The following is a 12373-nucleotide window of genomic DNA, read 5'->3' on the forward strand; positions in this document are numbered from 1 at the left end:
TGCCTGACGCAGAGCTGGCGCGACCGTATGGCGGTCGTGGCGTCCTCCGCCTCTGCTGCGAGCGCCCGGCATCTACCGCAGTTCCGCGCGAAGAGGACAGCTCTCGGCATCTCCTGACCGGGCCGCACCCACGTGCCGGCCCGCCCCCGCAGGAGCACGGCCACCAGGCGGCAGAAAGGCACGGACCGTGGCGTCCACGGTCTCCGACCGCCCCGGATACGGGCAGTTGCTGCGCACCCCGGGTGCGTGGACCTTCCTCCTGCCGGGCTTCGCCGCACGGCAGCCCTTCGCCATGCTGACCATCGGCATCGTCCTGCTGGTCCAGCACACCACCGGCTCGTACGGGAGCGCAGGCGCCGTCGCCGCGGTGACCGGGGTCTCCATGGCCCTTTTCGCACCGCAGACCGGCAAGCTCGCCGACCGCTTCGGCCAGCGTGCCGTGCTGCTGCCGGGCGTTCTCGTACACACGGTTTCCGTCTCCGCCCTGACGGCGCTCGCGCTGGCGGACGCCCCGATGTGGGCGCTGTTCGCCGCGGCCGTACCGACAGGCGCCTCCGTCCCGCAGATCGGCCCGATGGTGCGCGCCCGCTGGGCGGCCGTGCTCGGGGCCGCACCGGGCCGGGAGGCCTCGCCGCTGATGTCGACGGCGGCCGCCTTCGAATCGGTGACGGACGAGTTCACCTTCGTCATCGGCCCCGTCCTCGCCACCGCGCTGTGCACCGGAGTGCACCCGGCGGCGGGACTGATCGCCGAGGCCGCCCTGACCCTGGTCGGCGGCCTGTTCTTCGCCGCCCAGCGCGCCACCCAGCCCGCGGTGCGCAACACCTCGTCCCCCGGTGCCCAGCGGCACGCCTCCGCACTCTCCGTACCCGGCGTACGCGTGCTCGCGGTGGCCTTCCTCGGGATCGGCGCGGTCTTCGGCGGTATGCAGGTATCCCTGACCGCCTTCGCCGAGGAGATCGGAAGCCCCGGCGCGAACGGGCTGCTGTACGGGATCTTCGCGGCCGGCAACATGCTGGCCGGTATCGCCTGCGGGGCCATCGCCTGGAAGACCGGCCCGCGGCGCCGGCTGATCGCCGGATACGCGGCGCTGACCCTGACCGCGTCGGGCCTGTGGGCGGTGCACTCCGTACCGCTGCTCGCCGGACTCGGGCTGCTGGTCGGCCTCTCCATCGCACCCGCTCTGATCAGCGGCTACACCCTGGTCGAGGCACTGGTCCCTGGAACGGCACGGACCGAGGCGTTCACCTGGCTGACGGGCGCGGTCGCGCTCGGCCAGGCGGGCGCGGTGACGGTGGCCGGTCAGCTCGCGGACGCCCATGGTGCGAGCACCGGATTCCTGGTGCCGCTGGTGGGCACGGTGCTGGCGCTGGTGACCCTGGTGAGCCTGCGTTCCCGGCTCGCACCGAAGGTTGCGGGGCGGACCGTGGCACGTGGCATCGGTCACCGCGGACCCGTCACGGTGGACTGATCCAGCGGAATACGTCAGTATGGAGCGTCGTTAGCACTCATTGAGTCAGAGTGCCAGGAGGAACAAGTGCCGACCTATCAGTACCAGTGCACCGAGTGTGGCGAGGGCCTCGAAGCGGTGCAGAAGTTCACCGATGACGCCCTGACGGTGTGCCCGAGCTGCGATGGACGCCTCAAGAAGGTGTTCTCGGCGGTCGGCATCGTCTTCAAGGGGTCCGGTTTCTACCGGAACGACAGCCGCGGTTCCTCGTCGAGCAGCACGCCGGCGCCGGCCGCTGCGAAGGCCTCGGGCTCCGGATCGTCGTCCTCGACGGGATCGGACGCGAAGTCGTCCTCGTCGTCGTCTTCCCCGTCGTCGTCCTCCGGTTCGTCCAGCTCTTCCGCGACGTCGTCTTCTTCGACGTCGTCCTCGTCGAGTGGTTCGTCCGCGGCCTGAGCCGCCTGCACGGACGTTCACCCGCTCCATCTCTTCACCGGGACCCCGCTGATTCACTCGGCGGGGTCCTCGGCGTTTTCCGCCCGGCTGCGGTGACCGCTCGGCCAGCGCCTAATGTGACCGCATGGTGAACGCAGAGAACGGTTCGGCGGAGATCGGTGTGATCGGCGGTTCGGGGCTGTACTCCTTCCTGGAGGACGTCACCGAGGTTCGCGTGGAGACCCCCTACGGAGCGCCGAGCGACTCCGTCTTCCTGGGCGAGATCGGCGGCCGCCGGGTCGCCTTCCTCCCCCGTCATGGGCGCGGCCACCATGTGCCGCCGCACCGCATCAACTACCGGGCCAACCTGTGGGCGCTGCGCTCGGTCGGCGTACGTCAGGTGCTCGGCCCGTGCGCGGTGGGCGGGCTGCGGCCGGAGTACGGGCCGGGAACACTGATCGTGCCGGACCAGCTGGTCGACCGCACGAGGACGCGTGTCCAGACCTTCTACGACGGGGAGACCAGGGCGGACGGCGCGACGCCGAACGTCGTGCATCTGGGCTTCGCCGACCCGTACTGCCCCGAGGGCCGCAAGGTCGCCCTCGCCGCGGCCCGCGGACGGGACTGGGAAGCGCTGGACGGCGGGACGCTGGTGGTCGTCGAGGGGCCGCGTTTCTCGACCCGGGCGGAATCGCGCTGGCATGCGGCGATGGGCTGGTCGGTGGTCGGGATGACCGGGCACCCCGAGGCCGTGCTCGCCCGCGAGCTGGGCCTCTGCTACACGACGCTGACGCTGGTCACGGACCTGGACGCGGGCGCCGAGGCCGGGGAGGCCGTCTCCCACGGCGATGTGCTCAAGGTGTTCGCGGCCAATGTCGACCGGTTGCGTTCGGTCCTCTTCGACGCGGTGGCCGCGCTGCCCGCGGAGGCGGACCGCGACTGCCTGTGCGCGCACGCGCTGGACGGGCTCGATACGGGGATCGAGCTGCCGTAGGGCGGGGGGAACCTGGCCGGGGTGGGCCCGGCGGGCGCCGTGGCGGGGGCGAGCCCGGCGGGGGCCGGCCGCCCGCGGGTGGGACCACGCGCGGATGGGGCCACGCGCGGATGGGGCCACGCGCGGGTGAGGCCACGCGCGGGTGAGGGAGTTTTCCACATCGTGTGCGCCGTCCACAGGGCTCAGCGGGAATCGCGCAGGTGCTGGATCGTGAGGGATGTCCATGCGGAACGACCCGATACGGGGCGGCCCTCCGCACTCTGAACTCCCTTACCGCAGGCGGTGTTCGGCATGTCTCCATACAGCCCCTCCAGGTCTCCGCAGTGTGTGTCTCCGCAGTCCACGTCCCCTTCCGGTTCCCCGCCCACGCCTCCTCCCCTTCCCCCGCCCGCACCGGCTCCGTGCGGTGTGCCGGCCTTTCCTCCGCTGCGGGTGCGCGGGGGCAGTGGACACCGGCTGCGGCGGGCGGTGTGGCGGCAGCGGCGGGCCATGGCCGCGGGGCTGGCGCTGACGGCTGCCGCGCTGGCCGCTTCGGGGATCGGCGGGAGCGGAAGCACGAGCGGAGACGGAACCGGAGACGGGACCGGCGGCGCGGGGCACGGGGCGGCGGCCGCGGCCGGCTCCGCGACGCGATGGCCACCGCCCCTGCGGGCATCGCCACCGCCCCGGCTGGTGTCCGCGCCCGTCCGGATCGCCGACGCGGCGACCGTCCGGCTGCTGCGGCCGGGAGACCGGGTCGACGTGATCGCGTCCGGTGACGCCGGGGCCCGTGCCCGGGTGCTGGCGAAGGGCGTGCGGGTGGACCGGGTTCCGCCGGATTCCGCCGAGAGTTCCGCGGAGAACGGCGCGCTGATCGTGCTGTCCGTGGAGCGGGCGACGGCCGCGGTGCTGGCCGGCGCGGGCATCTCGGCCGGACTTGCGGTGATTCTGTGCTGATTCGTACTGACGAACTATCACGTCACCTGACATCAGCCACGGATAGGGTGGATTCCTCTCGTACTGCCGTAAGTTGCGGAGCGGTTTGCTCCCTTTACAGCACATACGAAGGACGACTCACGCGTGAGCGAGAAGAAGAAGGTCAATCTGCTGGACGGCTTCAAGGCCTTCCTGCTGCGTGGCAATGTGATCGACCTGGCGATCGCCGTCGTCATCGGCGCCGCGTTCACGAACGTCGTGAACGCGATCGTCAGGGGCGTCATCAACCCGCTCGTCGGTGCGTTCGGCACCAAGGATCTGGAGAGCTACAGCTCCTGCCTCAAGGGCCCCTGTGTGACGGACCCGAGGACGGGCGAGGTCAGCGAGGGCATCCGGATCCTGTGGGGTTCGGTGCTCAGCGCCGCCCTCAGCTTCGTGATCACGGCTGCGGTCGTCTACTTCCTGATGGTCCTGCCGATGGCGAAGTACCTGGCCAGGAGGGCCGCCATGCAGGCGGCGAAGGAAGGCGTGCAGGAGACGCTGGAGGTGAGCGAGCTGGAGGTGCTGAAGGAGATCCGCGACACCCTGGTCGCGCAGCGCAGCGGCCCGGCCGGCGGGATGCGCGGCGAGGACCCTGGACCCGGCCGCCAGGAGTAGCACACGGGGCCGAGCGGCCCGTGCCGGGCCGCGGGGTGCTCCATCAGATGTGGTGCGGCGGCTTCTCGTCCAGGAAGCGCGCGAGATCCGCGGCGCCACCGGCGCCGGACGGGGCCCGCTCGCCCCACCCCCGGTCCGTATCGTCCGAGGACTGCTGGTCCAGCGGATCGTCGAAGATCAGTGCCGGCTTGGGCTTGGGCCGGTCCGGCGAGGTCGGCTCCGAATCGCGCGGTCCGGGAGCGGGGGCGGTACTCATACCTCCAGGGTACGACTGCCCGTCGGAGCGTGACCGCGGTCCGCAGGGCGGCGGTCACGCTCCGGGGCAGGGACGCCCGTCGGTGCGTGACCGCGGTCCGCAGGGCGGCGGCTTGCCGGGGCGGGGAGGCGGTCAGCGGTCCTTCGGGTCGAGCCACCAGAGCCCGAGTACGACGAGGAACGACAGACAGAGGAAACCGGCGCCCCACCATGCGGTGCCGGAGTTGCCCTCCATCCATTCGTCGATGATGACGGTCAGGCCCCACAGCTGCCCGGTGACGACGGTCATGGCCAGGGTCAGCCGGGCCGTCAGTTTCGAGGACCGCTCCGGTTCCTGGTCACTGCCGGCTCCGGGCCCCGGCCCGGTGTGGCGGACGCGGGGGTCTCCGTAGCCGCTGGTGGACCGGATCTGCGGGTAGCGCTCGTGGACGGGACGGTTGAGTTCGGGCCGCGCACTGCCCGGGTGGTACTCCGGGTAGTGCGGGTTGTGCGGGCCCGTGGGCTGCGGGGCGTCGCTCATGTCCGCCTGCCGGGGGTCTCGGGAGCGGTGGGCGCGGTACGGGAGCCGCCGACTCCGGGGGCCTCGGCGCCCCCGCGGGCTCCGGGGCAGCCGATGCGGGAGGCGAGGTCCGGACGGTCCTCGCCGAGCTGGCGGCACAGCCCGTGCTCGATGCTCTCGCCGGAGTGGGTGGTGCCGACCGCCCAGATGGAACCGTCGGTCTGCTCGGTGAGGACCACCTTGGGCAGCCCGCGGGGCGGCGGCCCGGCGGTGACCTCACCGGTGCGGGCGTCGAAGACGCCCTCGTGGCAGGGGCAGTACAGCTCCCCCTCGGAGCCGCGGTCCTTCTGCCAGAGCACGGCGCAGGCGAGGTGGGTGCAGATCGCCGAGTATCCGACGAGGGTGCCGTCGTTGAGCCGGACGGCGACCGCGCGGTCCTCCCCGTCCGGGTAGCGGAAGGTGACGGACTCCCCCGGCAGCAGCTGGGCGCTGATCCGCTTCGGCGCGGGTGCCTTGCCGTCGTCGGGGTCGCCGTGGCGCGGAAGCATGCCTCCCGCGACACCGAGACCGCCGACGGCGAGACCTCCGGAGACGGTGGCGACGATCCGCAGGTAGTCACGGCGGGTGGTGAGGGAGTCCGCGGCGATCCGGTCGTGGAGGGCCTCGCGCGGGTCGCCGGAGGGCGGCTGTTCGGTGACGCTCATCGGCGGACGTCCTTCCCGTTGATCTCCACGACCGGCAGACCGCCCGGCACCGGCCACTGGACCCGGTCGGCGGGGACGACCATGGCGACGCCGGTACGGACCTCGCTCTCGCCGAAGACGAAGGTGTCGGCGACCTGAACGCCGGGCCGTTCGGCCTGGAGTTCCTCGACGGTTCCGTAGAAGAGCGCCCCGGTCGGGCAGACGGTGGCGCACATGGGGGCGAGACCGTAGGCGGTGCGGTCGTAGCAGAGGTTGCACTTCATCTGCAGCTTCGCCTGGAGGTCGATCTTCGGGACACCGAAGGGGCAGGCGTTGACGCAGTTGGCGCAGCCGATGCAGCGGGTGGTGTCGGCCTGCTGCACCACGCCGTCCGCGGTCACCAGGATCGCGTCGGCCGGACAGACCTCGGCGCAGGGGGCGACGGGGTCCTCGCAGTGCATACAGACCGTGGGAAGGGAGGCGACGGACTGGCCCTCGTCGGTGTAGTCGAGGTGGATCATCGACTTGCCGCGGTGCGAATCGCACTCCCGGCAGGCGGAGACACAGGCCTGGCAGCCGATGCAGCGCCCCGGGTCGATGAAGATCGTTCTGCCCATCATCCGGGCATCAGCTCCTTTCCGAGGTGCCGCGGCCCTGCGGGGACGAGGGGGGCAGCGGGTCGGTGCGGGAGACCTGGGTCTCCGGGTAGGCGACATGGCCCGGCGCGACCGGGGGTGCGGGGACCTCGTCGATCTTCTCGGCGTGCTCGATGCGGCAGGCGCACACCTTGTACTCGGGGATCTTGGAGCGGGGGTCCAGGGCGTCGATGGTCAGCGCGTTGGCCGCGGTGGGGACCGGCCAGTGGTACGGGATGAAGACGGTGTCGGGGCGGATCGCCTCGGTGACCAGGGCGGGGAAGACCTCGCTGCCGCGCCGGGTGACGACGCGGACCGGTTCGCCGTTGCGGAAGCCGTGGGAGGGGTGGATCTCGGCCCAGGGGCGCGGGGTCTGTTCGACGAGGGCGCCCAGGCGGCGGGTCTGGTTGCCGGAGAGGAAGTGGGCGACGGTGCGGCCGGTGGTGAGGGACATGGGGTGGTCGTCGTCGTACGGGTCCATCGGCACATGCCATTCGACGGCCTGCAGATGGATCTTGCCGTCGGGGTGGTAGGTCCTGCCGTCCTCGAAGAGCCGGGGGGTGCCGGGGTGATCGGTGGAGGGGCAGGGCCAGGCGATGCCGCCGGTCTCCTCCAGCCGTTCGTAGGTGATGCCGTAGTAGTCGTTGACGGTGCCGGCGGAGGCGATCCGCAGCTCGTCGAAGACCTCGCGGGAGTCGGCGAAGGCGAATTTGTCGCCGGCGCCGAGGCGCCTGGCGAGTTCGCACATCACCCAGGTGTCGGTCCGTACACCGGGGGGCGGGTCCTGGGCCTTGTTGTGCTTGACCACACGGGCCTCGGCGTTGGCCATCACCCCCTCGTCCTCGGCCCAGGTGGTGACGGGGAAGACGACATGGGCGTTGGCGGCGGTCTCGGAAAGGAAGAAGTCGAATTGCGCGTGGAACTCTGTGGCGTCGTACCCCTCCTTGACCACCTTGTAGTTGGGCAGGGAGACGAAGGGGTTGTTGCAGATGCCGATCAGTCCGCGGATCTCGCGGCGCTGCATCTGCCAGACCATTTCCATCATCGAGGTTCCGGCGGGCGGGAGTTCGGACTCCTCGATGCCCCAGATCTCACAGATCTGCCGGCGGTGCTCCTCGTTCGTGATCGAGCGGCCGCCGGGCAGCATGTCGGACTTCTGGCCGTGCTCGCGGCCGCCCTGCCCGTTGCCCTGGCCGGTGATGGTGCCGTAGCCGGCGCCTGGCTTGCCGATGTGTCCGGTGGCGGTGCAGAGGTTGATCACGGTGAGGCAGTTCTCGACGCCCTGCGAGTGGTGCTCGATGCCGCGGGCGTGCCAGGCCATGGCCTTGGGTGCGCGGGCGAAGGTGCGGGCGACCTGGACGATCTGTTCGGCGGGGATCCCGCAGATCCCGGCGGCCCGGGACGGCGGGTACTCGGCGGCCTTGGCCTTCACCTCCTCCCAGCCGGTGGCGTGGGCGGCGAGATAGGCCTCGTCGGTGAGGCCTTCCTCGATGACCACATGGAGAACGGAGTTGAAGAACGCCGAGTCCGTACCGGGCTTGAGGGCGACATGGATGTCGGCGGTCCGTGCGATGGCCGTCTCGCGCGGGTCGATGACGATCAGGCTGGCGCCTCGGTCCCGGGCGCCCCACACGTACTGGGTCATCACAGGGAAGCACTCGCCGATGTTGGAGCCCGCGATCAGCAAGCAGTCGGTGAGCAGGATGTCGGAGAAGGGGTTGCCGGCCCGGTCGATGCCGAAGGCGAGTTTGTTGGCGCCCGCCGCGCTGACCATGCAGAGCCGGCCGTTGTAGTCGACGTGCCGGGACTTGAGGGCGACCCGGGCGAATTTGCCGACCAGATAGGTCTTCTCGGAGAACAGGCTGGCTCCGCCGAGCAGCCCGAAGGCGTCGTTGCCGTGGGCCTGCTGGATGCGCTTGATCTCGGCGACGGTGAAGCCGAGCGCCTCGTCCCAGGAGACCTCGCGGAAGTCCTCGTCGCGGGAGCGGCGCATGAGCGGGGCGGTGAGCCGGTCGGGGTGGTTGACCTGCTGATACGCGTTGATGCCCTTGGGGCACAGGCGCATCCGGTTGATGTCGTGGTTGCGGGGTTCGACCCCGAAGACCTTGCCGCCCCGGTCGACACGCAGATACATCCCGCACTGGACACCGCAGAAGCAGCAGTGGGTGGGGACGAGCGTCTCGCCGTTCTGGTCGGCGTGCCACTGGTCGGCGGGGATACCGCCCGCGTCCCGGAAGGCGCGGGTGCCCGGCGGGGCGAGCGAGGGGTCGAGGGGGACGACCGCACGGGTGTCGGCCGCTCGCGGATCCGCGGTCACTTGAAGCCCTTCTTCACCTGGGAGAGATAGGCGCTGCCGCGCAGCACCCGCTTGCAGCGCGGGCAGTACTCGGCCCACTCGTCGAAGCCGAGGCTGAGGTCGCGCATGGTGCCGCGGAGGTTCTCGACGTACGGGGCGGTGTCGATGGGTTCCTCGCAGCGGCGGCAGCTGAAGACCTCCTGGTCCTGCCGGCCTGCGTACTTGAAGAGCTGCATGCCGACGGCCGCGGGCCGCTGGACGATGTGGAAGAACTTCCCGAACGGGATGTAGATGAGGGTGAAGACCACCGACACCATGTGGAGGATCGCCAGGAATTCGTATCCGCCGCCGTGCAGGAAGATCGAGGAGAAGGTGAGGAGCAGCCCGGTCACGGAGATGACGATCAGAGCGATCAGCGGCACCAGGTCGTAGCCGAACCGCTGGCCGGTGATGGCGCCGCGGTCCTTCATCCGGCGCCACAGGAAGTAGGAGGCGCCGGGGATGACGAGGACGGCGGCGATGTCCAGGCCGTGAAACATCAGCCAGCCGAGGATGTCCAGGGAGTCGAAGCCGATGATCTTGAAGCCCCAGATACGCATCTCGTAGCCGGGCCCGGAGCCGCTGCCCGAGGTGAAGGTGAACCAGCCCCAGGTCAGCGGGAAGGTGATCAGCGAGGCGAGGATGCAGCCCCAGAAGATCAGCTGGTGGGCGGCCCAGCGGGCGTGGGACCGGGCTCCGAGGAACTTCTGGAAGCCGAGGTAGGTGGCGATCATCTTCGGCAGGGCGGTGGGCGCCTTACGGAAGTTGGCGGCCGAGAAGAGACTCCCCCAGCCCTTCCTGAGCAGTCGCCGGGCGCCCGGCGCGGAGACCCAGACCGTGTAGCGGTAGGCGACGCCGAAGGCGAGGAAGACCGTGGCCACGGCGTACGGCAGGAGCGCGGAGTCGAAGTTCTCCAGGAACCTGCTGCCCAGCACGATGGCCACGATCAGCAGGAGGGAGACGGCCACACCGGCCGCGGTCGCACGGGCGGTGACGGACCGGGGGGCGGCGGCCCCGGGGCGGTCGGATCCGCCGGCGGACGGCGGGGCGCCGGCCGCGGCTGAGGAACCGGCGCCGGCACCGGCACCGGGGGCGGGCTGCGCGGCTGCGGCAGAGGCTTCTGGTGGCTCGGTCACCCCGTCACCGTAGGGTCGCGTGGGGGCATTGGTCCTGTTCTATGACCTTACGGGGTGAGCGCGTCGCAGCCAGACGCCGTAAGAGCTGGCAGGCCGAACACTCCCCCTTGCCTCCACCCGCTCCACCTCCGCCTCCGCCTCCGCCTCCAACGGTGGGTACGTTCACCGTGCACGGCCCCCGCAGTCAGCCACCGCACCCCGAGGAGCAACGGATGACCGGCCAGGACAGCGCAGCCCCGCTGAACCCTTCACCGAAGCGGCCAGATCGGCAGCCGCAGTCGGCGAACCCGCTGGACCCTTCACCGAAGCAGCCGCCCCAGACAGCAGACCGGCCGACCCCTTCACCGAAGCAGCCGCAGCCGGCGGACCGGCTGGACGCGCTGACCGATGTCGCCGGGCTGCGCGTGGGGCACGCGCGCCTCGCGGGCGAGGGTGCGCTGAGCGGCACCACCGTGGTCCTGGCTCCCCCGGGCGGCGCGGTCGCGGCCGTCGATGTGCGCGGCGGCGGTCCGGGCACCCGGGAGACGGACGCGCTCGACCCGCGCAATCTGGTGCAGCACATCGACGCCGTGGTTCTCACCGGCGGCAGCGCGTACGGCCTGGACGCGGCGGCCGGGGTGATGGCCTGGCTGGAGGAACAGGGGCGCGGCGTACGGGTCGGCGCCGATCCGTCCCAGGTCGTTCCGGTGGTCCCGGCGGCCTGCGTCTTCGACCTGGGGCGGGGCGGCGACTGGCGGGCCAGGCCCGACGCGTCGACCGGCCGGGCCGCCGTGGAGGACGCCGCGCGCACGGCCGAGGGCGCACCGGTCGCCGAGGGATGCGTCGGCGCGGGTACGGGTGCGGTCGCCGGGCAGCTGAAGGGCGGGGTGGGTACCGCGAGCGTCCTGCTGCCGTCCGGGATCACCGTGGGCGCGCTGGTCGTGGTGAACGCCGCCGGCTCGGTTCTCGATCCCCGTACCGGCGTGCTGTACGGGGAGTACGGCGGCGCCGAACCGGCCGTCGCCCCGGCACCGGAGGTCCACGACACGGCGCGACAGCGCCTGGCGCAGGCGCACGACGCGAACACGCGCCCCCCGCTCAACACCACGCTCGCCGTCGTCGGCACGGACGCCGGCCTGAGCCGCGCACAGGCGCAGAAACTCGCGGGCACGGCGCACGACGGGCTGGCACGCGCCATCCGGCCCGTACATCTGCTGACCGACGGGGACACCGTTTTCGCGCTGGCCACCGGCGGGCGGACGCTGGACCCGGAGAACCCGATCGCGCTCAATGACCTGCTGGTGGCGGGCGCGGAGGCCGTGACCCGCGCCATCGTGAAGGCCGTACGGGCGGCCACGGGCGTCAACGGCGCCGGGGGCGGCGGCACATACCTCTCCTACGGCGATCTCTACGGCACACGACCTCGTCCGGAAACAGCAGCCGAACGACAGTGACCCGGCAACCGACTCACCTTCCCCGCAAGGAAGTTCGGGCGCAATCTTGGGGAACCTTCTGCGTGCGGCGTACGTTTTCCGTAACCCCGGTCACGATGTCAGACCCAGGGACTACGTTAAGCACGCACCAAGTAACACGCGGCGACGGCCTGGAGAAGCACCTTGAGCGATCCGTACGAGACAACCGAGCAGCACCTCGAGCGACTCCTGCGACGGGCTCTCAACTCGTTCGACCTGCCCGACAGTACGGTGGAGCGGCTCTGCACCGCGCTCGCCCACAGCAGTTCCCTGCACTCCTCGCACCACAGTTCCGCCCTGCACCGCGAGACCTACCGGCATACGTATCTGCTGACGGACGGTTCCGCGTTCACCCTGTGGGAGCTGGTGCACAGCGGTCCGCGGGACAGCGCCGACCCCCGGCACGGCACGCAGCCCGACACCCGGCACGAGCTGTACGACGACGAGGCCGATGTCCACATCGCCGCCGCCCGGCTGACCGGGGGCTTCTGCGAGGCCCCTGATTTCGGGGACGGCGGGCCGCAGGCCGATCTGGACATCCTCACGGCCCTGATGGCCGCGCCACCGGCCCCGCTCCCCCGGATGTACGCCCCGGACAACTCCGCCGACCATGCCCGCCGGGTACTGCGCCGCGCGGAGAACGGGGACGTGCCGGGCGAGAAGACCGCCCACCTGCTGCGGGCCGCCTTCGCCCACCACATCACCCAGATCTTCGGCCGCCAGTGCCAGGTGGACGGACGGGACGCGGGCTTCACGCTGTACGAGCACGCCTTCCTGCTCCTCGACGGGAGCGAGACGAGCCTGTGGGAGGTCGAGCACACCGCGACGCCGGACGGCCGCCACATGTGCGAGGTCTACGGCAACGAGGACGCCGCCCGCGGCGCCATGGAAAGCCGCACGCGCATCTGCTGACCGCGGCGCCATGGAG

General features: G+C 71.2%; 13 protein-coding genes. 7 read left to right on the forward strand and 6 right to left on the reverse strand.

Annotated elements, in window-relative coordinates:
• Nucleotides 1-187 precede the first annotated feature (187 nt).
• The 5 genes from OG782_RS14915 to OG782_RS14935 all read left to right on the forward strand — a co-directional run bounded on the left by OG782_RS14915 (nt 188) and on the right by OG782_RS14935 (nt 4451).
• Nucleotides 188-1471 carry an MFS transporter gene (locus OG782_RS14915; protein ID WP_406451107.1) on the forward strand — a complete coding sequence of 428 codons (1284 nt, stop codon included), beginning with the start codon at nt 188-190 and terminating at the stop codon, nt 1469-1471.
• A gap of 66 nt (nt 1472-1537) precedes the next feature.
• Nucleotides 1538-1906 carry an FmdB family zinc ribbon protein gene (locus OG782_RS14920; protein WP_406451109.1) on the forward strand — a complete coding sequence of 123 codons (369 nt, stop codon included), beginning with the start codon at nt 1538-1540 and terminating at the stop codon, nt 1904-1906.
• 124 nt (nt 1907-2030) lie between these two features.
• Nucleotides 2031-2879 (forward strand): S-methyl-5'-thioadenosine phosphorylase, encoded by an 849-nt coding sequence (locus tag OG782_RS14925; protein ID WP_406451110.1) that lies wholly within the window; start codon nt 2031-2033, stop codon nt 2877-2879.
• Between the two features lie 432 nt (nt 2880-3311).
• Nucleotides 3312-3815, forward strand: coding sequence for a hypothetical protein (locus OG782_RS14930; protein ID WP_406451112.1), 504 nt, complete (start codon nt 3312-3314; stop codon nt 3813-3815).
• A 123-nt stretch (nt 3816-3938) separates the two neighbouring features.
• Nucleotides 3939-4451 (forward strand): MscL family protein, encoded by a 513-nt coding sequence (locus OG782_RS14935; protein WP_406451114.1) that lies wholly within the window; start codon nt 3939-3941, stop codon nt 4449-4451.
• 43 nt (nt 4452-4494) lie between these two features.
• On the opposite strand, the gene OG782_RS14940 is transcribed toward OG782_RS14935, so the two are convergent.
• From OG782_RS14940 to OG782_RS14965, 6 genes are all read right to left on the reverse strand, one after another.
• Nucleotides 4495-4707: a hypothetical protein gene (locus OG782_RS14940; protein WP_406451116.1), complete on the reverse strand. Its 213-nt coding sequence runs from the start codon at nt 4705-4707 to the stop codon at nt 4495-4497.
• 132 nt (nt 4708-4839) lie between these two features.
• Nucleotides 4840-5226: a hypothetical protein gene (locus OG782_RS14945; protein ID WP_406451118.1), complete on the reverse strand. Its 387-nt coding sequence runs from the start codon at nt 5224-5226 to the stop codon at nt 4840-4842.
• Nucleotides 5223-5909 carry a Rieske (2Fe-2S) protein gene (locus OG782_RS14950; RefSeq protein ID WP_406451120.1) on the reverse strand — a complete coding sequence of 229 codons (687 nt, stop codon included), beginning with the start codon at nt 5907-5909 and terminating at the stop codon, nt 5223-5225. Before OG782_RS14950 ends, OG782_RS14945 begins: the two co-directional genes overlap by 4 nt.
• A complete protein-coding gene (locus tag OG782_RS14955) occupies nt 5906-6508 on the reverse strand; it encodes a 4Fe-4S dicluster domain-containing protein (protein WP_024489583.1) in 603 nt (200 codons plus the stop codon). Before OG782_RS14955 ends, OG782_RS14950 begins: the two co-directional genes overlap by 4 nt.
• Nucleotides 6509-6515: 7 nt before the next feature.
• Nucleotides 6516-8840: a molybdopterin oxidoreductase family protein gene (locus OG782_RS14960; protein WP_406451122.1), complete on the reverse strand. Its 2325-nt coding sequence runs from the start codon at nt 8838-8840 to the stop codon at nt 6516-6518.
• Nucleotides 8837-9994: an MFS transporter gene (locus tag OG782_RS14965; RefSeq protein ID WP_406451124.1), complete on the reverse strand. Its 1158-nt coding sequence runs from the start codon at nt 9992-9994 to the stop codon at nt 8837-8839. Before OG782_RS14965 ends, OG782_RS14960 begins: the two co-directional genes overlap by 4 nt.
• A gap of 212 nt (nt 9995-10206) precedes the next feature.
• Between OG782_RS14965 and OG782_RS14970 the strand changes: the two genes are divergently transcribed.
• The gene (locus OG782_RS14970; RefSeq protein WP_406451126.1) at nt 10207-11427 is read left to right on the forward strand and encodes a P1 family peptidase; all 1221 of its coding nucleotides are present in this window, start codon (nt 10207-10209) and stop codon (nt 11425-11427) included.
• A 162-nt stretch (nt 11428-11589) separates the two neighbouring features.
• Complete coding sequence (locus OG782_RS14975; protein ID WP_406451128.1) at nt 11590-12357, forward strand: DUF6227 family protein; 768 nt, start codon at nt 11590-11592, stop codon at nt 12355-12357.
• Nucleotides 12358-12373: the final 16 nt, after the last annotated feature.

This window comes from Streptomyces sp. NBC_00876 (assembly GCF_045207435.1).
Classification (GTDB): domain Bacteria; phylum Actinomycetota; class Actinomycetes; order Streptomycetales; family Streptomycetaceae; genus Streptomyces.

Coding starts and splice junctions, on each gene's coding strand:
- OG782_RS14950 (WP_406451120.1), bottom strand. CDS start 5,909: ATGAGCGTCACCGAACAGCCGCCCTCCGGCGACCCGCGCGAGGCCCTC.
- OG782_RS14955 (WP_024489583.1), bottom strand. CDS start 6,508: ATGATGGGCAGAACGATCTTCATCGACCCGGGGCGCTGCATCGGCTGC.
- OG782_RS14925 (WP_406451110.1), top strand. CDS start 2,031: ATGGTGAACGCAGAGAACGGTTCGGCGGAGATCGGTGTGATCGGCGGT.
- OG782_RS14970 (WP_406451126.1), top strand. CDS start 10,207: ATGACCGGCCAGGACAGCGCAGCCCCGCTGAACCCTTCACCGAAGCGG.
- OG782_RS14945 (WP_406451118.1), bottom strand. CDS start 5,226: ATGAGCGACGCCCCGCAGCCCACGGGCCCGCACAACCCGCACTACCCG.
- OG782_RS14940 (WP_406451116.1), bottom strand. CDS start 4,707: ATGAGTACCGCCCCCGCTCCCGGACCGCGCGATTCGGAGCCGACCTCG.